The 22,528-nt window shown below is 35.2% G+C and carries 24 protein-coding genes and 1 tRNA gene; 3 read left to right on the top strand and 22 right to left on the bottom strand.

The window, feature by feature from the left end; genetic code table 11:
• Window positions 1-50 precede the first annotated feature (50 nt).
• Window positions 51-449 (bottom strand): TM2 domain-containing protein, encoded by a 399-nt coding sequence (locus P0092_RS09690; protein WP_004620233.1) that lies wholly within the window; start codon window positions 447-449, stop codon window positions 51-53.
• Window positions 450-716: 267 nt separating this feature from the next.
• Here P0092_RS09690 and ychF point away from each other — a divergent pair, with 267 nt between their 5' ends.
• Window positions 717-1,811, top strand: coding sequence for a redox-regulated ATPase YchF (ychF, locus tag P0092_RS09685; RefSeq protein ID WP_004620232.1), 1,095 nt, complete (start codon window positions 717-719; stop codon window positions 1,809-1,811).
• A gap of 97 nt (window positions 1,812-1,908) precedes the next feature.
• On the opposite strand, the gene P0092_RS09680 is transcribed toward ychF, so the two are convergent.
• Together P0092_RS09680 and P0092_RS09675 are read right to left on the bottom strand one after the other, a co-directional pair.
• Window positions 1,909-2,202, bottom strand: coding sequence for a YmaF family protein (locus tag P0092_RS09680; RefSeq protein ID WP_004620230.1), 294 nt, complete (start codon window positions 2,200-2,202; stop codon window positions 1,909-1,911).
• Window positions 2,203-2,376: 174 nt separating this feature from the next.
• Window positions 2,377-2,844: a chemotaxis protein CheW gene (locus tag P0092_RS09675; RefSeq protein WP_004620229.1), complete on the bottom strand. Its 468-nt coding sequence runs from the start codon at window positions 2,842-2,844 to the stop codon at window positions 2,377-2,379.
• Between the two features lie 161 nt (window positions 2,845-3,005).
• Here P0092_RS09675 and P0092_RS09670 point away from each other — a divergent pair, with 161 nt between their 5' ends.
• Entirely contained in the window at window positions 3,006-3,209 is a 204-nt protein-coding gene (locus tag P0092_RS09670) for a DUF896 domain-containing protein (protein ID WP_004620227.1), read from the top strand.
• Window positions 3,210-3,293: 84 nt separating this feature from the next.
• On the opposite strand, the gene P0092_RS09665 is transcribed toward P0092_RS09670, so the two are convergent.
• From P0092_RS09665 to P0092_RS09580, 18 genes are all read right to left on the bottom strand, one after another.
• The gene (locus P0092_RS09665) at window positions 3,294-4,082 is read right to left on the bottom strand and encodes a hypothetical protein (protein WP_004620226.1); all 789 of its coding nucleotides are present in this window, start codon (window positions 4,080-4,082) and stop codon (window positions 3,294-3,296) included.
• Between the two features lie 40 nt (window positions 4,083-4,122).
• Complete coding sequence (locus tag P0092_RS09660) at window positions 4,123-5,859, bottom strand: ABC transporter ATP-binding protein (RefSeq protein ID WP_004620224.1); 1,737 nt, start codon at window positions 5,857-5,859, stop codon at window positions 4,123-4,125.
• Window positions 5,856-7,607, bottom strand: a complete 1,752-nt coding sequence (locus P0092_RS09655; protein WP_004620223.1) for an ABC transporter ATP-binding protein — start codon at window positions 7,605-7,607, stop codon at window positions 5,856-5,858. Before P0092_RS09655 ends, P0092_RS09660 begins: the two co-directional genes overlap by 4 nt.
• A gap of 52 nt (window positions 7,608-7,659) precedes the next feature.
• Window positions 7,660-8,151, bottom strand: a complete 492-nt coding sequence (locus P0092_RS09650; protein ID WP_004620220.1) for an HD domain-containing protein — start codon at window positions 8,149-8,151, stop codon at window positions 7,660-7,662.
• 346 nt (window positions 8,152-8,497) lie between these two features.
• Window positions 8,498-9,958 (bottom strand): cardiolipin synthase, encoded by a 1,461-nt coding sequence (gene cls, locus P0092_RS09645; protein ID WP_004620218.1) that lies wholly within the window; start codon window positions 9,956-9,958, stop codon window positions 8,498-8,500.
• 3 nt (window positions 9,959-9,961) lie between these two features.
• A complete protein-coding gene (gene recO / locus P0092_RS09640; protein WP_040759026.1) occupies window positions 9,962-10,711 on the bottom strand; it encodes a DNA repair protein RecO in 750 nt (249 codons plus the stop codon).
• Window positions 10,712-10,730: 19 nt separating this feature from the next.
• Window positions 10,731-10,865: a YqzL family protein gene (locus tag P0092_RS09635; protein WP_004620214.1), complete on the bottom strand. Its 135-nt coding sequence runs from the start codon at window positions 10,863-10,865 to the stop codon at window positions 10,731-10,733.
• Window positions 10,866-10,954: 89 nt separating this feature from the next.
• Window positions 10,955-11,851 (bottom strand): GTPase Era, encoded by an 897-nt coding sequence (gene era / locus P0092_RS09630; protein ID WP_004620210.1) that lies wholly within the window; start codon window positions 11,849-11,851, stop codon window positions 10,955-10,957.
• Between the two features lie 19 nt (window positions 11,852-11,870).
• Complete coding sequence (gene cdd / locus P0092_RS09625; protein ID WP_004620208.1) at window positions 11,871-12,260, bottom strand: cytidine deaminase; 390 nt, start codon at window positions 12,258-12,260, stop codon at window positions 11,871-11,873.
• Window positions 12,261-12,287: 27 nt separating this feature from the next.
• Window positions 12,288-12,665 (bottom strand): diacylglycerol kinase family protein, encoded by a 378-nt coding sequence (locus tag P0092_RS09620; protein WP_004620207.1) that lies wholly within the window; start codon window positions 12,663-12,665, stop codon window positions 12,288-12,290.
• 8 nt (window positions 12,666-12,673) lie between these two features.
• Window positions 12,674-13,159, bottom strand: a complete 486-nt coding sequence (gene ybeY / locus P0092_RS09615; RefSeq protein WP_004620204.1) for an rRNA maturation RNase YbeY — start codon at window positions 13,157-13,159, stop codon at window positions 12,674-12,676.
• Window positions 13,146-15,383 (bottom strand): HD family phosphohydrolase, encoded by a 2,238-nt coding sequence (locus P0092_RS09610; RefSeq protein WP_004620202.1) that lies wholly within the window; start codon window positions 15,381-15,383, stop codon window positions 13,146-13,148. The genes ybeY and P0092_RS09610 overlap by 14 nt, the downstream gene beginning before the upstream one ends.
• 22 nt (window positions 15,384-15,405) lie before the next feature.
• The gene (locus P0092_RS09605) at window positions 15,406-16,374 is read right to left on the bottom strand and encodes a PhoH family protein (protein ID WP_004620201.1); all 969 of its coding nucleotides are present in this window, start codon (window positions 16,372-16,374) and stop codon (window positions 15,406-15,408) included.
• A 6-nt stretch (window positions 16,375-16,380) separates the two neighbouring features.
• Window positions 16,381-17,577 carry a sporulation protein YqfD gene (yqfD, locus tag P0092_RS09600; protein ID WP_004620198.1) on the bottom strand — a complete coding sequence of 399 codons (1,197 nt, stop codon included), beginning with the start codon at window positions 17,575-17,577 and terminating at the stop codon, window positions 16,381-16,383.
• A gap of 32 nt (window positions 17,578-17,609) precedes the next feature.
• The gene (gene yqfC / locus P0092_RS09595) at window positions 17,610-17,951 is read right to left on the bottom strand and encodes a sporulation protein YqfC (RefSeq protein ID WP_276187182.1); all 342 of its coding nucleotides are present in this window, start codon (window positions 17,949-17,951) and stop codon (window positions 17,610-17,612) included.
• A gap of 18 nt (window positions 17,952-17,969) precedes the next feature.
• The gene (gene pdaA, locus P0092_RS09590) at window positions 17,970-18,899 is read right to left on the bottom strand and encodes a delta-lactam-biosynthetic de-N-acetylase (protein ID WP_004620194.1); all 930 of its coding nucleotides are present in this window, start codon (window positions 18,897-18,899) and stop codon (window positions 17,970-17,972) included.
• A gap of 170 nt (window positions 18,900-19,069) precedes the next feature.
• Complete coding sequence (locus tag P0092_RS09585; protein WP_004620192.1) at window positions 19,070-19,774, bottom strand: DUF881 domain-containing protein; 705 nt, start codon at window positions 19,772-19,774, stop codon at window positions 19,070-19,072.
• Window positions 19,752-20,483 carry a DUF881 domain-containing protein gene (locus P0092_RS09580; protein ID WP_276187180.1) on the bottom strand — a complete coding sequence of 244 codons (732 nt, stop codon included), beginning with the start codon at window positions 20,481-20,483 and terminating at the stop codon, window positions 19,752-19,754. The genes P0092_RS09585 and P0092_RS09580 overlap by 23 nt, the downstream gene beginning before the upstream one ends.
• Before the next feature lie 159 nt (window positions 20,484-20,642).
• On the opposite strand from P0092_RS09580, the gene P0092_RS09575 reads away from it, so the two are divergent.
• A tRNA-Trp gene (locus tag P0092_RS09575) sits at window positions 20,643-20,718 on the top strand.
• 139 nt (window positions 20,719-20,857) lie between these two features.
• Here the strand turns inward: P0092_RS09575 and P0092_RS09570 are convergent.
• Entirely contained in the window at window positions 20,858-22,309 is a 1,452-nt protein-coding gene (locus P0092_RS09570) for a site-specific integrase (protein WP_276187179.1), read from the bottom strand.
• Window positions 22,310-22,528 lie beyond the last annotated feature (219 nt).

Here is a 22,528-nt window from a genome sequence, read left to right as displayed (position 1 = left end):
ACGAAACTGCAGATAGGAGTTTGCAATTCCTATCTGCTAAAAACTCTATATTAATCCTTTAAGGTTAAACCCTTAGAATCCTTATTAATAGAACCGGCAAGTATCAAAATTCCTTCTATCAATCCCCAAACCCATATGATTGGTGACAGAATAAAGCATGATAATACAGTCAGTAATAACTGTGCCAGACCAATTCCTATATACCCAAGGTAAAATCTGTGAACACCAAAGGCTCCGAGGAAAATACCAAACAATCCTGCAGCAAGCTTTGACTTTTGTTGTCCGTAATTATTTAAACTAAAACCGCATTTCATACATATCTGAGACATTGAATCGGTTGCTTCGCCACATAAAGGACAGAAGTTGTTTCCTCTTCCTGTAGGTACTCCACACGTAACGCATATAACAGCCTGGTCATTTACAACGTTTCCGCAATTTCTACAATACATAAATATACCTCCTGATTTTTTCAAAAATATATGTTTAATAATATTTTTCACATAACATACAAATCTTTAATTGTATTATATTCTAGTATACGATTGTGAATATTGTATGTCTGATTATTTTTTTCCCGCTTTATATATTAATTTATTAAAAAAATAAAATCAATAATACAACGCATAAACTTAATATTATTGCAATGAAAAATCATATAGTATATAATTTTTATGGTATTTTTTTATGTTACAAACCATGAGAGGATAGATATATAAATGAAATTAGGAATTGTAGGACTACCTAACGTAGGAAAAAGCACACTATTTAATGCAATAACAAAAGCAGGTGCAGAAAGTGCAAATTACCCGTTTTGTACTATTGAGCCAAATGTAGGAATTGTAGCTGTTCCTGATGAAAGACTGGACATGCTCGCAAAAATGTATAATCCTGAAAAAATAACTCCTACCGTAATTGAGTTTGTTGATATTGCAGGCCTTGTTAAAGGTGCTAGTAAAGGTGAAGGGTTGGGAAATAAATTTCTTTCTCACATAAGAGAAGTAGATTCAATAGTCCATGTTGTAAGATGTTTTGAGGATAGTAATATTGTTCATGTTGACGGTTCCATTGGTCCAAAAAGAGACATTGAAACTATTAATCTTGAATTGATTTTCTCAGACCTCGAAATGATAGAGAGAAGAATTGACAGAACAAAAAAAATGCTTAAATCGGGAGACAAAAAGTTTCAGGTCGAAATGGAGCTGTATGAATCCCTAAAGGCTCACCTTGAAAGTGGGAAACCTGTAAGATCAATGTCTTTTGACCAAGAACAGCAGCAGCTTGTTGACCAGTTATTTCTTATAACCTTAAAACCTGTTCTTTATGCTGCAAATGTTTCCGAAGAGGACTTATCTTCTCTGGACAGTAACAGATTCCTTGCAGAGCTTAAAGAAGTAGCCGCTGAAGAAAATTCGGAAGTTATGGTAATTTGTGCAAAAATTGAAGAAGAGATTGCTCAGCTTGATGATGAAGAAAAGGCTGATTTCCTTGAAGCCATGGGTCTGGAAGAATCAGGTCTGGACAAGCTTATTAAAGCCAGTTACAAAATTCTGGGACTGATAAGCTATCTGACTGCCGGCCCCCAGGAAGTAAGAGCATGGACTATCACAAAAGGAACCAAAGCACCTCAGGCAGCCGGTAAAATCCATAGCGACTTTGAAAGGGGTTTTATCAGAGCCGAGATTGTAGCTTATGACGATTTAATCAGTTCCGGCACATATTCCGTTGCCAAGGAAAAAGGATTGGTTAGATCAGAAGGTAAGGAATATGTAATGCACGATGGAGATGTTACATTATTCAGGTTCAACGTTTAGTTTTAGCTTTAGTCAAAAATAACTATAAAACCTGCTGTTGATAAAAAAAGCAGCAGGTTTTAATTATTATGTATACCGAATATGTTCGCTATATCCATTACTCTTTCTTTAAGAAGGATGTATCGCCTGCTATAACCTGAATATGATTTTTTGCAAAATCTGCATTCCCCATGTAAACGTGATAGTGTCCACCGTTCACATAAATTGCAGGACTAGTGGCAATTCTATAATAATGAACATGGCTATCCTCAAACGAAGTTGAGCCTTCAATATAATGTATATGTCCTAACTGGTCACTTATTTCATCAGTTACGCCGGAATATTGATGAATGTGATCCTCATTATTTGAAGTCCTTCCCGCAAAGGTATGTGAGTGAAGTTTATTTTCCATATTACCTTATTACCCTCCTTTATAACTCAAATGCGGACAAGATTACATAAACTATCCGCTTGATATTATTTTATGTTTATGCTTTATTTTTTGTTACACTTTTTGTATATTGGGGTAATAAAAAAACCCAAACTCATACTTGTTCAGGTTTTTGGATTATGTAAACATCAGGCACTAATTTACATTTTCTGTTAGCACTGTTGTAACCTCTTTTATCTCTTCATTATGTAAAATTTCATTTAAATCAATTATTGAAAAAAGCTTACCGTCATTCTTGCCTATACCTTTTATGTATTTCTTACTGTTTAATCTTATTACTGCCTCAGACCTATCAACAGAATTCTCATTAAGATTTATTATTTCAGTAACATTGTTTACCATAAATCCGTACAATTGATCATCCTTTTCAGTAATTATAATCTTCGTCTTTTTTGTTACCTCTGACTCTCCTAAATTAAACCTTTTATTAAGGTCTACCACAGGGACTACTTTACCTCTTAGATTATATATTCCTTTAATATAATCGGGCATTTGTGGAACAAGTGATATTGATCCATATTTCTCTATTTTATAGACAATTGAAGTCTCCACGCTACAAAGCTCATTGTTCAAATCAAAAACTACAACCTGTATATCATTCATATCTCCAACCTCCCGAAGAATAAATTAACTTTGCCATAATTATATTATCACACCGGATAAGCTTTTTAAAGAAATATTGGCAGTTTCTTTTATATTCAAAGGTTTTTTGTTATAATACTCATGTGTTTCATGCAAAATGATTATAAGGATTGGTTATATTTATGGAAAAGAGCAGAATTGAACGATTAAACGAACTGGCAAAAAAAGCGAAATCAGGCTCTCTTACGAGTTCTGAACTAGCTGAAAGAGATAAGCTGAGAAAAGAATATATTGAAGCATTTCGGTCAAATCTAAAGGCTACACTGGACAACACAGTTATTGTAGATGCTGACGGAAACAGAAGAAGTCTCAGAAAGGACAATTAAACCCTGAATTTTGACGGTTTAAAAGCAGTAAACCGGGAACAGTCTAATAAGCCTTTTCCCGGTTTATTTTATGTTTTGTAAACTTTAATTTTTGTATCTTCCAACAGGAGGCAACTTTTCCAAGACTTGTTTTTCCAACTTGTCCAATACCTCTTTTGCAGTTCTTATATCAGAGTCCATATCCTCCCTGAATTTCATAACTGCAACTTCATCATCTAGCATATCAGATTCTGAAAAAGGAAAGCTTTTTTTCATAGCCTGTATTTCTTTCTGAATAGATGCTTTTCGCTCTTTTATTGTTGAAAGCTGTATTTCTATGTCTTCATGCTTTTCATTTATATTGCCAAAATCTTTTATAGTTTTTTTACGAAGCCTTTTTAATTTTTCTAAGTCTCCTTGCTGATATGCTTTTTCTGCTGTTTTCCATGTTCTTTTCATACTTAAATCCTGATTAATTGTCAATTCAGGATGAATATAGCTTGCTATTTCCAGATATACATCCTTCATTTCCAATTCCATCTCACGCTTATTCTTTTCCCTGACATAGTCTATTGAATGTACATACTCTATTTCCAGTCTCATTTTTTTTAATACTTCATAGTGTTTTTCAAACTCTTTTTCCAATTCTCTGTCAATATAAGAATAGTCTATCGGTATCTTGAATTTTTCGCATGTTTCAATCATTTCAAGTTTTAGCTTGGTTCTGGCTATAGCAAGCTCAAGCTTATGAAGTTCATATCTTGGTTCTCCAAGTTTGGCTACAAAGTCATTTTTAAGGATTTCAGCCTCATACATCTCCATGTGAGCCTTTTCAGTGAGAGCTTCAGCCAAAAGTTTCCTGTTTATTGTGTATTGTTCAATTAACTTATTCATTTTGCAACACCCGTCTTTTATTTAGTCAATCTTCATTTACCTAAGTATTCTCATATTGACTTAAATATAATTTTTTATAAAATCCATTTTTTTGCAGTAAGTCTTCATGACTCCCCTGTTCAACAACCCTTCCATTATTCATAACCAGTATAACATCCGCTTCTTTAATGGTTGAAAGGCGATGTGCTATAACGAAGCTGGTTCTTCCTTCCATCATCTTCAAAAATGCTTTCTGTATATTCAACTCTGTTCTTGTATCAACACTGCTGGTAGCCTCATCCAATATTAGCATAGGTGGAATAACCAGCATAACTCTTGCAATAGTTAATAACTGTCTTTGGCCCTGTGACAAGTTGCTTCCGCCTTCTGTCAGCTCTGTTTCATAACCTTTTGGAAGTCTTTTTATGAAACTATGGGCATTTGCAGAAACCGCAGCGTTTTTGACTTCTTCGTCAGTAGCTTCAGGCTTACCATATGCAATGTTTTCACGAATCGTTCCGGCAAAAAGCCATGTTTCCTGAAGAACCATTCCAAAAGACTGTCTAAGACTGTCTTTTGATATTTTGCTTATGCTATTACCATCAATATATATGTACCCTTTATCTGTCTCATAGAAACGCATTAACAGATTAACCAGAGTAGTTTTTCCCGAGCCTGTAGGCCCAACTATTGCAATCCGCTGTCCTTCTTTAACACTAAGATTAAAATCCCGTATCAAAGGCTTTTCCTGAACATAAGAGAAGGAAACATCGTCAAATCTGACATTTCCGCTTGTTTTTTCTAGCTCAATCTCTTTAAAATCCGCCCGTTTCTCAACTTCTTCGTCCATTATTGCAAAAACCCTTTCCGCAGAAGCAATAGCACTCTGTATCTGGGTTGTTACACTTGTTACATTATTTATAGGTTGAGAAAAGTAGGTTGAGTACGTCAGAAAGCTGGAAATATAACCGATACTTAACCTGCCTGCCAGTGACGCAATACCACCTGTCATACCAAGCAGAACATAGGTTATATTGTTTACCAGACGGGTAGACGGGTTTACTAAAGATGAATAGAACTGTGCCCATCTTCCGCATTTATACAACCGACCGTTTATTTCCTCAAATTTCTTCTGAGCCCTTTCCTCATAATTAAATGCTTTTACAACCTTCTGATTTCCTATAATCTCTTCAATATAACCATTTAGCTCACCATTTACTCTTGACTGTTCTTTAAACATTTTTGATGAACGCCTTGTTATAAATGATGCAATGAAAAATGTAATAGGCGTCATCACAATTACTATAAGTGTAATCCATGGATTCAAAACAAACATAAAAATAAGTGAACCAACTATGGATATTATACCGGTAAAGAACTGAGTAACAGACTGATATATTCCTTCACCTATATTTTCCATGTCATTTGTAAGCCTGCCCATTATATCCCCGTGAGGCTTTTGGTCGTAAAACCTCAAAGGCATTTCAAGGATATGGTCAAATGCATCCTTTCTCAACCTCTCTACTGTTCTATTTGACAGTACAGCAGTAATTACCTGCAAACTCCACTGAAAAAATGCACTTACCAAATACAAAACTAATATAATTATAACTACATTAAGAATTCTTTTGAAATCAACCTGTCCTTTTTCAACAATAGCATCAACACCTTTACCTACTATAAATGGACCCGTTACCATAAGGATATTGCTTAATGCTGCAAATAGTACAGCTCCCAGCAGATATGGCTTATTGGCTAAAATGTATCTGCTGAGGCGTTTAACTGCGTCACTTTTCATGTATGAGCTACCTCGCTTTTTCTTTGTGAATAGTATATTTCCTGATATACAGGACAGGATTCCAGCAGTTCATCATTTCTGCCTATTCCCACCATTTCTCCATCATCCAGTACTACTATTGAATCTGCGTCTCTGATTGCAGCTACTCTCTGTGTTACCATAATTATTGTAAGCTCTTTGAGATTATTTTTTATTTCCCTTCTTAGGGCTGCATCTGTAGCATAGTCCAAGGCACTTGTACTGTCATCCAGAATAAGTAATTCCGGCCTTTTGACCACTGCTCTTGCAATTGCAAGTCTTTGTTTCTGGCCACCCGAAAGATTCGCTCCTCCTTGAGTTATATGAGACTTAATGCCTTCAGATTTTTGCTTGATAAATTCCTTTGCCTGAGCAATTCCGGCAGCCCAATTAATATCTGTCTCCTGAGCCAGTTCACTTCCCCACTTTACGTTTTCCTCTATAGTTCCTGAAAATAGAACTGATTTCTGAGGAACGAGTCCTATTTTATCTCTCAAGTCATGTTGTTTCATATTTCTAACGTCTAATCCATTAATCAGAATTTGGCCGTCGGTAGTATCGTAAAACCTTGCAATGAGGTTTACAAGCGTTGATTTACCTGACCCGGTAGAACCTATTATACCTACTGTTTGTCCACTTTTTATTCCGAATGATATATTTTTCAAAGCGTAATCAGAAGCTCCATCGTAGCTGAATTTTACATTTCTAAACTCTATAAAAGGTACTCCTTCTGAGACATTTGCAGTCTCCTGTACATCAGCCACATTATCATCACTGTCCATTACGGAAGGCTGGGTCTCCAATATCTCATTTACCCTGTTTGCTGAAGCTGCCGCCTTTGTAAAGGTGACGACCAGATTTGCCAGTACAATAAGTGCAGAAAGTATCATATTTATATAATTGACATAAGCTATTATCTCACCTTGAGTCATTGTACCATGATATACCTGTATTCCCCCAAACCACAGTATAGCAGCAACACCAAGGTTCACAATAACAGTTGTAGCAGGATTTAGAAGTGCTGAAACCTTACCAACTCTTATAGACATATCTGCGTATTCCCTGTTGCCCTTTGAAAAACGTTCTCTTTCCTTGTCAAGTTTTGCAAATGCACGTATTACACGTACTCCGGACAAATTTTCACGTATTATTACAGACAATGTATCAAGCTTTTTTTGTACAGTCTTATATAGCGGTATTGTTCTTGACATTATAAAATATATAATCAGCGCAAATAACGGCATTGTTATAAATAGTATTACAGACAGCTTCAGGTTGATAGTCATTGCCATTATCAAGCCGCCAATGCAAAGAAAAGGAACTCTGACCACAAGTCTTATCAGCATGGCCACCGCAAGCTGAAGCTGGTTTACATCACTGGTTACTCTATTTATGAGAGAAGGAGTTCCTATTTTATCAAGCTCATTAAAGGAATATCCTTGAATCTTTTTGAATAAAAGGTTTCTCATTGAAGTTCCAAACCCCTGTGAAGCTATAGACGCATAATATTGGCATATATATGCGGAGCCGGCTCCGGTTATTGCGATTGCAACCATTATTCCTCCCATCATATATATGTATGACGGATTGTTTACTTTAACACCATTGTCAATAAGTTTTGCCATTAATAAAGGTATTGTAAGTTCAAGTATTGCTTCGAATAATTTAAATGCCGGACCTAAAATAACTTGTTTCAGATATGGCTTTAAATATTTTATTAATTTAAACAATGAATAGCTCCCCCAATTTTACGTTAACTTATTTTGCTAGTATTGCAACTAACTAAAGATACATGTCTTCAAGTATTGCTGAACCTGTTTTTGTCTTAAAATATTTATTTTTTACACTGGTTATGGCATTTTTGTCCATTTCATCTTCATATATGTTCACAAGAAAATCAGCTTCAACCAGTATTTGAAAATCCAGCCCGTCAATTTTGCTATAGCTGTGGTGATGCCCTATTATATAGCAAACCCTTTCGATAATATTTTTATCTATATCGTACTTGTTCATTATCTCTTTTGCTATAGCAGGCCCCTCCTTTTCCTGATAAGGTCCCGCAGATGAATTGTACTTTTTTTCGGCCTCTTTGATTCCAATATCGTGAAGAATTCCTGAAAGGTTTACAATCATCAATTCATTATCATTAAGCTGCTCTAATGCACCTATTGTTTTACAAAAGCTATAAACCTTTAGTGCATGGTTAATACGCTTAACATCTTTATTGAAATAGTTTATCATTTCCTTTGTTATTTTGTCCGAATACAGTGTCATATTACCCTCCTATATTTCTGATTACTCATTTCTATCAATTATATTGCATTGATATTTGAAAAACAATGCGATTAACGGAAATTTTATGCTGAGAAAGGGTATTTACAAGAAGCATAGTCTTTATTGTTTACATAATTTTTATCTTGCGTCAGACCATATTATTCCATCCCCAAAAAAGAAATAATACTGCAAGAAGCATAATAATTATTCCAAGTATCTTTCGATTCAAGAATACTACCTCCCTTAAAGTGTACAAAGATTAAAAACACATTTTCCGTTACTAAGTATAAATAATAAATATGTTTTATGTGTGTCATATTTGTAACTTTTTCTAAAGAAGTATATATCAGAGAAGCGGTGATAGCAGTCTGCAAATGCTTTCCAGCATTTTTGACATTACACCTCTTTTTTTATAATTGTCTTCTGTTACTACTTTGCATATATTAAGGTCATTATAAAATATTGAAGAGCATTTATGAGTAATATCATAACCATACATAAAAGCATTGATTTCAAAATCCAGTGAAAAGCTTCTCATATCCATATTTGTAGACCCTATAGAACAGCAAGTGTCGTCTATTACTATCATTTTTGAATGTAAAAAACCCGGATACAGGTAAACCCTTACTCCAAAGTCCATTACATCTTCAATAAAGGATGTGGTTACTTTGTACACAAGTCTTTTGTCAGGGACTTCAGGTATCTGGATTACTACATCTACACCCGACATTGCAGCATTTTGTAAAGCTTCAAGAAATGAATCATCCGGGACAAAATAGGGGGTTTGAATAAGAATAGAGCATTTCGCAGAATTAATCATTTTTACCATACCCCTCTTGACTTCCTCTGCATTGGTATCAGGTCCGCTTGAAACCATTTGAATAGCTACATTTCCTCTTTCTTCTCTTTTGATTGGTCTAAAGTATTTATCCAACCTTCCAAAGTCTACTTCCTTTTTGGAGGCGTACAGCCAATCTGTCATAAACCTGAGTTGAAGGCAATAAACACTGCTCCCTGTTACTTTAAGATGAGTATCTCTCCATGGCTTAATTCTTTTATGCAGCCCCAGATACTCGTCACCGATATTAATTCCTCCTATATACCCTAACTTTCCGTCAATAACTACTATCTTCCTGTGATTTCTATAGTTTGCTTTAAGGTAGTTATCTACTGAATTTGAAAAGAAACTTAATACCTCTCCGCCATTATCTATGATGGTTTTAAAAGCTCTATACGGGAAAAACAGATTTTGCCCATGATCAAAAAGTACCCTTACAGTAACACCCTGTTTTGCTTTTTTAGCAAGAGTATTTATAATAAGCGTACCAATTTTATCATTTTTTATAATGAAATAAAGCATATGAATAGAAGTTTCAGCTTCTTCTATATCTTTTAATAAGGAATCGTATTTATCCTGAGATTTTGTGAATATTTCTACTTTGTTGTCATTGGTAAAAGGACTTTGGGACAGATTTATATTAAAATTTATTAACTGCTTCACATAATAATTATATTCTTCCTTGAACATGGTTTCATCATAATAAACAGTACCTAACGTTTGGTAAATTTCTCTGCTATACTCAACGTCTTTATGATTTTTTATATGAAATTTTTTCTTTTTAAGATTCAATGGTCTGCCAAATATCAAATATAGTAAAAATCCGGCTACAGGTAATAGAATGAGTGCTAAAATCCAACTCAAAGCTCGAACAGGCTTTTTTCTTTCAAAAAAAAGTGCTGTAATAACAAAAACAATGTTCGATATTATTATAATTAATGACAGTGCTGAATATAAGTTTGTATTCATGTCTCACTCCAGCTTTAATTGTTTCAGATAATCAAGTTTTCTGTACTCTTTTCCAATGTGCTCCTTTATATATCTTTTGGATATTTGTCCCAATTCTTCTATAGCTTCTTGGGAGAGTGAAAAATTAAACAGTTTTTGAGGACTTATAAATACTATGTATTTTAAAGCCTTGACAGTACCGGGCAGTAGCGCTATAGACCTTGACTTCCGATTTAAACAGTCCTTGCAAACCAGTCCCGAACTGTCAAAATCAAAGTACATACTCTCATCTTGTGCTTTTCCGCAGTTTACACAACTTATAACATGGGGCTCATATCCCAGCAGGGACATGAGCCTTAACTCAAAAACTACGGTTATAAGTTTTAGAGGGCGGTTAGTTTTGGAAATGACATAGAGTGTGTTCAGAAGCAATCGAAGTACCTCTTCCGAAGGTTCTCCTTCCTGAACATTATCCGAAATCAATTCAAGTATATGAGAGCAGTAGGTCAGTTTTTCTATATCGTTTCTTATTTCATAATTAGGCTCTATTACCTGACAGCTTGACATATTGTAAAGTTCTTTTCCTTTAAACAACATATACTCACTATAGGCAAAAAGCTGTGACCCCGCACTCAATGAACTTTTCGCTCTTCGTGCATTTTTTGCAGCAATTGAAATTTTACCTTCTTCAGCAGTAAGTACCGTAATAATTTTATCTGCTTCACCGGTGTTTACTTCTCGTATAACTAACCCCTTATAATTAACATAACTCATTCTTAACCCCAATAATTACCTAGACTTCTGTTTCCTCTCGCATGACATTCTCTGCTGTTTCAGACTTAAACTTTTCTTCGATCTCTTTCATTAGAACATAAGAATCAATACTTCCTGTTGTTTTAAAAACATTCCATACAAAGTCCAGTAACATAAATGTCAGCCCCCTTGGCATAATATTTGTTTAGAATATAATTTTTCTACATTATATATTCTTTCACATTCCGCCAAGAGTATACCCTATTAATTCTTATTTGTTTTATAACCAAGTGTTTTAAGCATATTATCGCTGTTTCTCCAGTCCGGCTTTACCTTTACCCATAGCTCTAAAAATATCTTTGTATCCAGCAGACGCTCAATTTCATATCTGGCAGCGCTTCCGATTTTTTTAAGCATACTTCCCTGCTTGCCTATAATTATTCCCTTGTGAGTGCTTTTTTCGCAGTATATGGTGGCCTGAATATTTATAAGTCCGTCTTCCCTTTCCTTAAAGGATGTAACCTCTACACCAACACCATGTGGAACCTCGTCATCAAGATTAAGGAGCACTTTTTCCCTTATCATTTCCGCAGCAATTACTTTTTCAGGCTGATCTGTCAGCATATCTTCCGAAAAAAACTGTGGCCCCTCAGGTATTAAATCCAAGGCTTCTTTTAATATTATATCAATACCATCATTTTTTAATGCCGAAATAGGAATAATCGCTTTAAAATTCATAAGTTTACTGTAACTATCTATTATTGCCAGCAATTTTTCCTTGCTAACCAAATCGACTTTATTCAATATAAGAAAAACCGGAGTTTTTACCTGTTTTAACTGCTGTATAATGTTAATATCCTGAGCTCCCGGCTGTGCATTCGCTTCTACCAGAAACAGTACCAAATCAACTTCCTTTATTGTCTCTGATGCAACATTTACCATGTATTCTCCAAGCTTAGTTTTTGGCTTATGAATACCCGGAGTATCAATTAATATAAGTTGGCATTCTTTATTTGTTATAACACCTCTTATAGTATTTCTTGTAGTCTGGGGCTTGTCCGACATAATTGCGATTTTCTGACCTGTTATTGTATTTAGAAGTGTTGATTTTCCTACATTAGGCCTTCCTATTACTGATACAAAACCTGATTTATATGACATTGTCTCCTCCAATATATTATTAAAAAGTTCTGAATGCGTTTGGGAGTATATCTCCAAACCTTATTTTTTTATATTCACCATTTTTTTTAGTGCATATTAATTCCATTTCATCATCTGCAAACTCAGCCATTACCTGCCTGCAAATGCCGCAAGGATATATGTAATCCTTATCATCACTGGCTATAGCGATTTTATCAATCTTTACTCTGCCCTCTTCTGAAACTGCCTTAAATATTGCAGTCCTCTCTGCACAGTTTGTTGCACCAAAAGAAGCTATTTCAACATTACAGCCGGTATATACTTTACCCGAAGCTGTTAATAATGCCGCACCCACCCTGAATTTTGAATACGGGGCATACGCTGTATCCATTGCCTTTCTCGCACAAGCTGCCAGCTCCATATCATTCATCTTGAAGCCTCCTTTTTATTTATACAACTATGCTAGTAATATAGTCAATTTATGTATAACTTTATCCCACAGAATAAGTACCCCTATTACAATACTAAAAATCGCCGATACAAAAACTGCTCCGGCTGAAACATCCTTTATTATCTTGGCTTTTGGGTGGTAAACATCAACTATTATGTTAACTACAACTTCTACAGCCGTATTAATCAGTTCAAAACAAATTACCATAGCTATTGTTAAACAGAGTATAGTAAACTCAATTTTGCTGACACGCACCCACAGTGACAGAAATATAACTATCGTTCCAATAACTAAATGAATTTTCATGTTTCTTTCATTTACTATAGTATACCAAATGCCTTGAAAAGCATTATTGAAACTCTCTATAGGATTTCTGTTCTTCATAGCACTCCTTAATCTCTGGGAAGTCCCATTTCCTTCAAAATATCTTCCTGCTTTTTGAACATTATCTCTTCCTCATTCTTTTCCATATGATCATATCCTAAAAGGTGAAAGCATGAATGCGCTGTCAGGAAAGCCATTTCTCTATCAAAACTATGGCCATAGGCTTCGGCCTGTCTTTGTGCAGTTTCAGCAGAAATAATAATATCTCCTAAAATCAGCTCTCCCATTTCAAGGTCATAGTCCCCTTCATCGGATATTAGCTTACCGTCTTTAAAATCAACCAAAGGGAAAGATAAAACATCTGTAGATTTATCTATATCTCTGTGCTCCCTGTTTATATCTCTTATCTCATTGTCATCTACAATTAAAACGCTTACTTCGTAATCTTTGTCAAGCTGCTCTGACTTCATACACATTTTTATTGTCTTTTCAATAAGGTTTTCTATTTTTTTGTCTATTATAACTTTGGCCTGCCCATTTTCAATTATTATCAAGTTTTGTTCCTCCACCTGTTCTCTTATCTTCAGAATCCTTCTCCTTATTATACTCTCCCTTTTCCTCAATAAAAATATCCTTTTTTAATGCTTCTTTTATTTCTGGGTATTGTTCTCTTGCATGGAAATAACCGCTTAGTACTCTCATAAAGGATTTAGCTATAGTATCAAGGTCTGAAAGTGTAAGCTGGCACATATCCAACTGACCGTCATCAAGCTTATCCTTGATTATTTTTCTTATTAAGCCTTCTATTTTTCCTTCTGTTTTGTCTGTCATTGATCTCACGGCAGCTTCCACTGAATCAGCCAGCATAACAACAGCCGCTTCTTTTGTTTGAGGTCTTGGACCTTCATATCTGAAATTCTCCTGCTTTACTTCCTCATCCCCGCCGGCTTTCATAGCTCTATGAAAAAAGTAAGCTACCAGAGTCGTCCCATGGTGTTGCTTTATTATATCTCTGATTGCAATAGGAAGCTTATACTTTATAGCTATGTCTACTCCGTCCTTGGCATGTGATGTTATGACAAGAGTACTCAGATTGGGAGTCATCCTGTCGTGGGGATTATCATTTAACTGATTTTCTTTGAAAAAGTCCGGTCTTTTTAATTTTCCAACATCATGAAAATAAGCACCTGCTCTGGACAATAAAGCATTTCCTCCAATATCCTCCGTAGCAATCTCCGCCAGATTTCCCACCATCAGACTGTGATGATAGGTTCCCGGTGCCTCTATAAGTAATCGTTTTAATAATGGATGATTTGGGTTTGAGATTTCCAATAACTTTAATGGCGTCACAATATTGAAAACACTCTCCAGAAATGGCAACATACCTATAGTAAATACCATTGAAATCAACCCGTTCAGAAATACGGCTATACTGTCAGTAACAATTGTCTGCACGTCGCTTTTATATATAAAGTTAAGTGAAACTATAAGCACGACATTTATCAATCCAAGAAGTATTCCATTCATAGACAATTTGCTGCGTTGGCTTGCTTTGGATACAAGAAAAGCAGAAATAACACCGCAAATCAGGCCCATAAGCAAAAACTTGTTATCACCCTTAATCATTATTGAAATACCGACTGTAAGTACACAGTTTATTACAACGGCAAGCTCCATATTTAAAAGTATAGAAACCAGCATTGTACCCACAAAAACGGGAATTACAAGCCCTTCATAATAGGGAAAGAGACATCGGGCTAAAACTAGTATTATAATAACTATTATAGATAATAATAGCAAATCTTTTCTGTCGTTATATATTTTTTTGTTATATTTTTTAAGGAAAACTATGACCAAGCCAGCAAGAAATAAAATAGTGACAAGAGTACCTATTGAGAAAAGATAATCATATTTACTTTTTGTTTCCAGTAAATTCAACTCTTCAAGAAGCTGTAACTTATCCTCTGTTACAACATCCCCAAAGCTGATAATCCTCGATTCCTTTTTGATCTTTACAATATTTGCATCATTGTTGTAGGCTTCCTGCTGCTTCTTTGCGGTAGCCGTTTCATCTATAACCCTGTTTGGCTTCAATATTGCTTTTACAAGCTGATTGCCAATATTTTTAAGTTCCTGACTAATGCCCTGTTCACTTTGATAACTGTTTTGCAGCCTATGTATGTGAATTGCAAGATTGCTTTCAGTTACCTCTTCAGACATGGCATCAGAAACAAGCCTACGGGTAATCTCTTCAAAATTATCAAGTTCTGTATCTGAAATCTTGGTTACCAGATAATTTATCTGGTCTGCTGATAAGGGTATACTAAGCTGTGATACATGCTGTGTAAGACTGCTTATTGCTTCATCACGGGCTTGTTTCAAATACACATCATAATCCCGGGTGTTTGCACCTACACCAAGCTGCTTTAAATTCTTATCAATACTATCTCTGGCAGATGAAACTGCCTTAAAAAAATCATCTTTTTTATAAATAACCTCTACAAAAGCTTTTGTATCCTCCTTGTTAACAGGCTCAACACTTTCCCTTGCAGATATTCTGTTTTTTTCTGTCAGGACCTCGTTAACCAAATCTCTAGGTGCAGCAATATCATAAGTGGATACATCCCCTACACTCAACTTATATTTTGTAGGCAGTGCCCCTGTCTGAATTATTATGAATGCAATAAGTACTGTAATAATAACAAGAAAAGCACGCTGAAAAGCGAAATTTCTCGCAATCTTTTTCAGCCTGCTATTAGTTTTCTTCTTTTTTATCATTGGCTATCCCCCGAATCCAAGCTCACTTTTTGTCCGAATCGTGTTTATCGTATGCTATTATAATTTTTTGAACCAGTTCATGCCTTACAACATCCTTTTCTGTAAGGTTAACAAATGATATTCCTTCTATACCCGAAAGTATATTGGTGACCTCTTTGAGGCCTGATTTCTTGTCCCCCGGCAAATCAATCTGTGTAATGTCGCCGGTAATAACTGCCTTTGAATTAAACCCGATTCTTGTGAGAAACATCTTCATCTGTTCAGGTGTTGTGTTCTGGGCCTCATCTAATATTATAAAGGAATTGTCCAGAGTTCTTCCCCTCATATATGCAAGAGGTGCTATCTCAATCATACCTCTTTCAAGATATTTTAGATAAAGGTCGGCACCCATAATCTCATATAACCCATCATATAAAGGTCTTAAATATGGGTCTACCTTATTTTGTAAGTCCCCGGGTAAAAAGCCCAGTTTTTCTCCTGCCTCCACCGCCGGTCTTGTCAGTATAATCCTGTCAACTTCCTTATTCCTGAACGCCGTTACAGCCATAGCCACCGCAAGAAAAGTTTTCCCGGTTCCCGCAGGACCAATACCAAAAACTATGTCATTCTTTTTAATGGCATCAACATATATTTTTTGACCATGAGTTTTATATTTTATTTGTTTGCCTTTTGCAGTAAGGCAAACGTAATCCGTAAGGATTTCATCCGCCTTTTCTATCTGCTTCTCATTAGACAAACCTACCAGATAAAGCACATTTTGTCTGGTAATTGACTGTCCTTGTTTAGCAATATCAAGAAGCTTGTTAAGAACTGTTTCAGCCTTACTTACACTATCTGTCTCACCGTTTATCCTGATGGATGTACCCCGTGTCAAAACTTTTACCTTAAACGCTTCTTCTATAATTTTTATGTTTTCATCATAATTTCCAAAGATATTCATTGCATGTTCAATTGTATAAAACTCCACACTTTTCTCTGTTATATCCGCCAAGTATTATTAGCCTCCTATCATCTGTGTAACTCCAATGTCTTCTATACATTCTACCGTTACATTAGCAGTTATCTTACCATCATCATTCTCGGTATAGTATACATTCTTTTTAGCTATCTCTGCTCCTTGCGGTATCTGTTCCTGTACTTGCTTAAATGCCTTATCGGCTGCTATTTGCTTTGCTCTGTCAATATCTAGCTTTTCCTGAATCAATTCGTACTCATAGTATTTGTCAACAACCCACTCTACAGGTAAAGCAAAATTCTTACCTAATGAAAGTTTCTTTTTTACCTCTATATGTTCCGAATTATTATATGGAATTTTTCTATGAAATAATTTGAGTTTTTTTGTAAAAAAAGCAAGAGAGTACCTATCTTTCTCAAAACCCGTTCTTTTGGTTTTAACAAGTGTTTGCTCAACCTGACTACTGGCTTCATACCATGTCCTGGCTTTCACAGACCCCATTGAGTGAACCATAAGGGGAGGGGCTTCAGGATTTTTAACGTTCTCTATTGTTCCTGTAACAAGTAGCTGACCTTTTGTTACTGTCTCACCAATTTTAACTGTTTCAAGGCCTTCTTTCGCTACTATTGAATATATAACACCATCCTTTGCGGCAACCAGATTGCATGGTAAGTTTTTATCTATTAAATCCGGAGGTTTCACCCTTTCAGAAACATTGACAAAAACTCTTGTCCCCCTGACCGAAACGCTTATCCTAGAGAGATCATTTATCCCAAGCATTATATTATCTACAACGCTATCAGGATTTATGCTGAATTTTAATGCCCCGGGCTTTATTCCGTTTTCATAGAGCTTCTCTAATATAACTTCTGTGGAAACCTTGTCATTCCCTGTAATCGATACATCCCATATAAATGAGGATATTATGAAAAAAGTAATTATACATACAGCTGCACCGATAACAAATGCCTTTCGGTTTTTGTATTTATATATTAAAAAGGGAAGACCCTTTTTCCTGTTAATATGTACTCTGCACCTTGATTTCTTTGCAACAGGTCTCAACATTCTGAAATCTTTTATACTGATTTTCATAGTTAATTTGCTGCTGCTAATCCATTTAACATTCCATAGTCTAATCTGCCGATGTGTACATATATTAATAAATTTTTCCAAAAAATATCCTTCAACTACTATAATAACATATCCAAGTGTATAATTCCACAACCTCCAAATTAACATTTTCGTTACCCCCGTATTTCCCTTGAAAGTAATTACTTCAGGAATTCAAGCGACAATATGTTTCCGTACACCATAATATTTTCTGCCGTAATCTCCTTAATATAAATATCAGTACCTGTTAATTTAATAATCCCGGATGTAGTATTTACGCGTATTACACCTTCCGCATACTCTACAATTCCCTTGTAATTTTCGATAATAACATCCCCGTTGCCCAACATAACAAGTTTAGGCATATTTAAAACAATCTCTTTTGGTAACTCAAGCATCTCCGTAATTTTTTCTCGGAACTTAGGTTTGTTATTTTTTACCGCAGGAGTTTTTATGTTTTTTTTATTTTTGCTTTTACCTGTCGAACTCATTCTCCCCGCCATATCCAACCCTCTAATCGTTTAATTTGCCAGCTCCTGAACGTTACCAAACTCATAGCCATTTTCACGCGCACCTTTGATAATCATCCCTAATGCGTCTGCATTATCTTTTGATACTGCATGCAGCAACATAATCTCGCCATTATGAAGATTACGCATTACCACTTTATATGCATACTCAGGGCCTCTTACCTTATCCCTGTACCAGTCATCATATGCAAAACTCCAGAAAAGGTTGCAATATCCAAGCTTATTTGTAATACTCAGGGTACGTTCACTGTATTCGCCCTTGGGAGGTCTGAGAAAAGTCATTTTTGCACCGAATTTTTCCGTAAAAGCACGCTCCAGCCCTACCACTTCCTCTTCAACCTGAGAATCACTTTTTTCCGGCAGACTCGGGTGATGTATTGTATGGTTTCCAACTGTGTGCCCTTCCTCAACCATCCTGCGTACTAAATCCTGATGCTCTTTTAGGTAGGGACCTGTTATAAAAAAAGCTGCCTTTACATTATTGTCCCTCAGCGTATCAAGAATTTGCCCCGTATAGCCATTTTCATAGCCTTCATCGAATGTAAGATAAATTGTCTTTTTACTTACATCACCAAGATATTTGGCTCCATATTTTGAAAGAAGCTCAGGAGTTCCCGGGTCAGCTCTGGGTGTTTGATTATCTGTTTGCCTAGCCATGCCCCAGCATCTTTTTTTATCATTTGGATATAAACTTTTATCTGATACTTCTCCTTCTTTGACTGAACTATTTCCTTCTACCAACTTGCCTGTCAGTTCAGTAGAAAAATCAACTTTGTTACTGCTTGCACTGTATACTCCTCCAATATCAGAAAATTCAGAATCCGATTTTGAATCCCTATATTTCTTAATTGTAAAAAATGAAAAAATCAAAGCTATCCCTACCATTAAAGCCATTACGGTAATCGCCATATTTTTTTTCAATTATATTACCTCCGTCATCGCAGTTGTTCTAAAATCTCAAATAAAAATGTTTCTCATATATTTATATATAGTTCGTCTATCTTTTTAGAACAACTTTTGCCTATAACAAAAAAATCCTCAAAGAAGTGAGTTATATCACTCTCTAAGGATTCTTAATGTAAGTCTGATGTCTATTTGCTATTTTCTATTACTTTAAGTTTATCAGTTTTTATTAATTCTTCACCTATTGAAGGAAGTTCAACATTATCTGATTTCTGAACACTGACGTTGACGAATACCTTTATTTGTTCAAAAACTCCGCCGACCATATTTAACGCATTTACTGCATCATCAGGGTCAACAATAGCCTTTATAACATATGGTGGAAGCACATGCCTGCCGTTAACATTTATGTATCCGCCTGCTCCTCTGACTTCGCTTGTATCAGTTATTCTTTGGTCATTTATGGCAAGTGCCTGAGCATCTGTGGCTCTCAGCTCATTTAACACAAACAGCAAATCATTATCTTCAACGCTTAAAGCATCATCCTTGCTGAATGTAACAATAACCCCTTTTCCTTTAACCTTGGTCAATCCTGCAACAGTTTTCAGCTTTTGTATTTCGTCCGACAAAAGTTTTAGATTTTCATCCGAATTACCTCTTGCATTCTCAAACTTGGATAACTGAGCTTGTAGCTCATTGAACTTTGCTCTTAAGTTCTCGTTGTTTTTCTGCTCATTTAATATTTTTACGACCAGATCATCTTTCTTCTGATTTTCCAAGGTCATCACCTTTGCATTATTTCGTATACTTTGAAACTGCCAGGAAAGTGCAAGTCCCAGAATTACACAGACTAATGCTATGGATATGTTTCTACTGCTCCTTTTTGCTTTCATTATCTGCTACCTCCAGCTTGGAAATCAATCCATTGATGTCATTCATAAATTTTGGTACAACAATATTATTTTTTTGTTCTATTGTAACACGCTTTTTATATTGCACTAATCCGCTAACCACATCACTGTTCTTTATTGCAGAGTACAACTTGTCAGGATCGCCTATTGCTTTTATTTCAAAAGGAACCGCGTACCTGTTTTTATTGATTTTTATTGTAGGGCCTGTACAAATCTGTTCACTGGTTGCAATAAGCCTTTCATCATTAATTGATATGGCCTGTGCTCCGGCATTTCTCAAATCGTTTATAATACCATAAACCTCGTAATCGTGAATTATATAATTCATTTGACTTGCAGGGTCCGGTTTTTCTGCATCATTTAAGGTTATTACTACACCATCCCCGGTCACATCGGTTAACGCTGATATGAATCTAAGATAATCCAGCTCGTTTTTTAAGCTGTTACTGGAATTTGTTCCGGGAGAAGCTTTCATAAAATCTTCCTTTTTGTGTTCCAGCTCCGCTATCTGCGCCTTATACTGCTCTCCTTCCTTAACTCTTGTATCCAACTGACTTTTTAGCCTGTTATAGTCAAGTGTAAGAGCAGACTGTTTTTGCATACTGACGGTACTTCTTATTTGTACCGTGGCCAGCATACCAAAAATGGCAAATATGAAAAATAGAATAATAAAATTGTCTTTTAACTTCATTATAGCCTCTTTTGTATACTTTATTATTTTCTCCTTGGTTCCCTCTTTATATAATTTTACTTTTTATACACAATTTTTTCAAGGAAAAAACATTTTTCCTTATTTTAAAGTTTTTCATTGACAAAATAATATAGTCTATTGTATACTAATATTCGTCTTAGGGGAGTAGCGCAATTGGTAGAGTAGCGGTCTCCAAAACCGTCGGCTGCGGGTTCAAGTCCTGTCTCCCCTGCCACAGAAAAGCCTAGAGCTGTAAAGCTTCTAGGCTTTTTGTATGTTATCATAAATTACGGTGTTTTTAAGTGTTGGGGAAAATTTGGGGAAAAACTAAGAACAAATAAGTGTTAATAAAACTAATTATATACAAATAAAAGTCAAGCCTTTTTACCAAGCTTTTCCTTTTTGCTCTTGTTAAGAATATTTCCTAATTTATTTGCGTTAGCTACATCCTTACTTCTCAGACTGTGAGAGTAGATATTCAATGTAGTTGACCTTTGGCTATGTCCTGCCCTTCTGCTAACTGAATCTATATCTGCACCATTTCCAAGAAGTAGCGTAATACCAGTATGTCTCAGTCCGTGAAAAGTTAATTTGGGCAAACCATATAAATCAATGAACTTTTTAAATTGCTTAGTAGGAGTATACGGATGCATTAATTCACCATCCCATGTTGTAAAAATAAATTTTCTTACTTCGTTTGCATCAGTATTTTGCTCATTATTATTTTTCTTCCAACGAGTGCCGGCCTCTTTTTCTTCTTGCATCTGTATTTTTCTAAGTTCTTTTAGAATTTCCATAACGTTTTTAGGAACCGTAACAGTTCTTTTTGAAGATTCGTTCTTTGGTTCTTTAATAAATACTCCCCTTTTAGGGATATACTGAGCTGCTTGTCTAATATTAATAGTTCTTTCTTTCATATTTATATCTTTCCATTCAAGCCCCATTATTTCTCCTTCTCGCATTTGGGCATATAATGCTAGATTAACCATAGCTTGAAATTTTATAGGCTCTTTCTCCAAATAATTCAATAAAGTAACGGCCTGAGACTCATCATAATGTGGAACCTCGCCCTTTACTACTTTGGGAGGTTCTACTCTTTCAGCCGGATTGTTAAGTAATAATTGCCACTTAACTGCTTTTTCTAGCATTGCAGAAATAAGCCTATGATGATGTTTTATTGTCTGATCTGATAGTTTTCCCGTTTCTATCACCTCAAAATAATCTTCTATTTTAATTTTTTTAATATTTTGCTTTAATGAATCAATAATTTTTACTGCTGTAGACATACTAATCGTTTCAGATTTAGCAACCCTTTTTAATGTTCTAATATCTACAAGGCTAATTTTCTGTAAATCATAAAGAGATATTTCTAAAGTTTTCAGTAATTCATTGAATTCTTTTTTTGCCTTATATTTTGAATCTAATCTTATTCCATCTTCAGATAAGTTGTTATAGAATTCAAGCAAGTGTGTAGGTTTAATTTTTTCAATTTTTAAATGTCCTAGAGCAGGCAAAATTCTGCTATTTAACATTTCTTCATACCTGTATAAAGTTTTTGGTGCTAAATTAGTTTTACCATAATCTTTTATCCATTTTTCAGCAAAGTCTGATAAAGTTAATCTTGAAGGTTCAATGTACTGATTTTTTTCAATCTCAGCAATGAAGAGTGATAATTCTTTTTCAGCTTCTTTTTGTCTTTTCTTTTCATCGTCATAGTTGAATTTGATTGTTTTTTGATATTTTATATATTTCCCATCTTGTCCAATCCCTCCACTTACAATTAAACGACAACTATTCTTCCCACGTTTTTCGATACTTCCTATCATTATTTTAATACCTCCTGTAGTATTAGGTTTTATTCCTGATTTTCAAAAGTGAAAAAGCGGTCAGGAACACCGCTCTTGTCGACCCGCGAAGTCTATTCACTCAATGAAAAGTATACCATATAAGTCCATACTTTACACGCTATTGATTTAATTCCAATTAATGTATCATATTGGCTCAGTATAATAAATAGAGAAATAGAATCCAATTACCTTCCATTG

The organism is Ruminiclostridium papyrosolvens DSM 2782 (genome assembly GCF_029318685.1).
Classification (GTDB): domain Bacteria; phylum Bacillota; class Clostridia; order Acetivibrionales; family DSM-1351; genus Ruminiclostridium; species Ruminiclostridium papyrosolvens.
Note: the sequence above shows the minus strand (reverse complement) of the source record. Positions and strands in the feature narration are given on the sequence as shown.

Excerpts from the sequence above, each read along its gene's own strand:
- P0092_RS09690 (WP_004620233.1), bottom strand. The coding sequence starts at position 449 with ATGTATTGTAGAAATTGCGGAAACGTTGTAAATGACCAGGCTGTTATA.
- ychF (WP_004620232.1), top strand. The coding sequence starts at position 717 with ATGAAATTAGGAATTGTAGGACTACCTAACGTAGGAAAAAGCACACTA.
- P0092_RS09680 (WP_004620230.1), bottom strand. The coding sequence starts at position 2,202 with ATGGAAAATAAACTTCACTCACATACCTTTGCGGGAAGGACTTCAAAT.
- P0092_RS09675 (WP_004620229.1), bottom strand. The coding sequence starts at position 2,844 with ATGAATGATATACAGGTTGTAGTTTTTGATTTGAACAATGAGCTTTGT.
- P0092_RS09670 (WP_004620227.1), top strand. The coding sequence starts at position 3,006 with ATGGAAAAGAGCAGAATTGAACGATTAAACGAACTGGCAAAAAAAGCG.
- P0092_RS09665 (WP_004620226.1), bottom strand. The coding sequence starts at position 4,082 with ATGAATAAGTTAATTGAACAATACACAATAAACAGGAAACTTTTGGCT.
- P0092_RS09660 (WP_004620224.1), bottom strand. The coding sequence starts at position 5,859 with ATGAAAAGTGACGCAGTTAAACGCCTCAGCAGATACATTTTAGCCAAT.
- P0092_RS09650 (WP_004620220.1), bottom strand. The coding sequence starts at position 8,151 with ATGACACTGTATTCGGACAAAATAACAAAGGAAATGATAAACTATTTC.
- cls (WP_004620218.1), bottom strand. The coding sequence starts at position 9,958 with ATGAATACAAACTTATATTCAGCACTGTCATTAATTATAATAATATCG.
- recO (WP_040759026.1), bottom strand. The coding sequence starts at position 10,711 with ATGAGTTATGTTAATTATAAGGGGTTAGTTATACGAGAAGTAAACACC.
- P0092_RS09635 (WP_004620214.1), bottom strand. The coding sequence starts at position 10,865 with ATGTTACTGGACTTTGTATGGAATGTTTTTAAAACAACAGGAAGTATT.
- era (WP_004620210.1), bottom strand. The coding sequence starts at position 11,851 with ATGTCATATAAATCAGGTTTTGTATCAGTAATAGGAAGGCCTAATGTA.
- cdd (WP_004620208.1), bottom strand. The coding sequence starts at position 12,260 with ATGAATGATATGGAGCTGGCAGCTTGTGCGAGAAAGGCAATGGATACA.
- P0092_RS09620 (WP_004620207.1), bottom strand. The coding sequence starts at position 12,665 with ATGAAGAACAGAAATCCTATAGAGAGTTTCAATAATGCTTTTCAAGGC.
- P0092_RS09610 (WP_004620202.1), bottom strand. The coding sequence starts at position 15,383 with ATGATAAAAAAGAAGAAAACTAATAGCAGGCTGAAAAAGATTGCGAGA.
- yqfD (WP_004620198.1), bottom strand. The coding sequence starts at position 17,577 with ATGTTAATTTGGAGGTTGTGGAATTATACACTTGGATATGTTATTATA.
- yqfC (WP_276187182.1), bottom strand. The coding sequence starts at position 17,951 with ATGGCGGGGAGAATGAGTTCGACAGGTAAAAGCAAAAATAAAAAAAAC.
- P0092_RS09585 (WP_004620192.1), bottom strand. The coding sequence starts at position 19,774 with ATGAAAGCAAAAAGGAGCAGTAGAAACATATCCATAGCATTAGTCTGT.
- P0092_RS09580 (WP_276187180.1), bottom strand. The coding sequence starts at position 20,483 with ATGAAGTTAAAAGACAATTTTATTATTCTATTTTTCATATTTGCCATT.
- P0092_RS09570 (WP_276187179.1), bottom strand. The coding sequence starts at position 22,309 with ATGATAGGAAGTATCGAAAAACGTGGGAAGAATAGTTGTCGTTTAATT.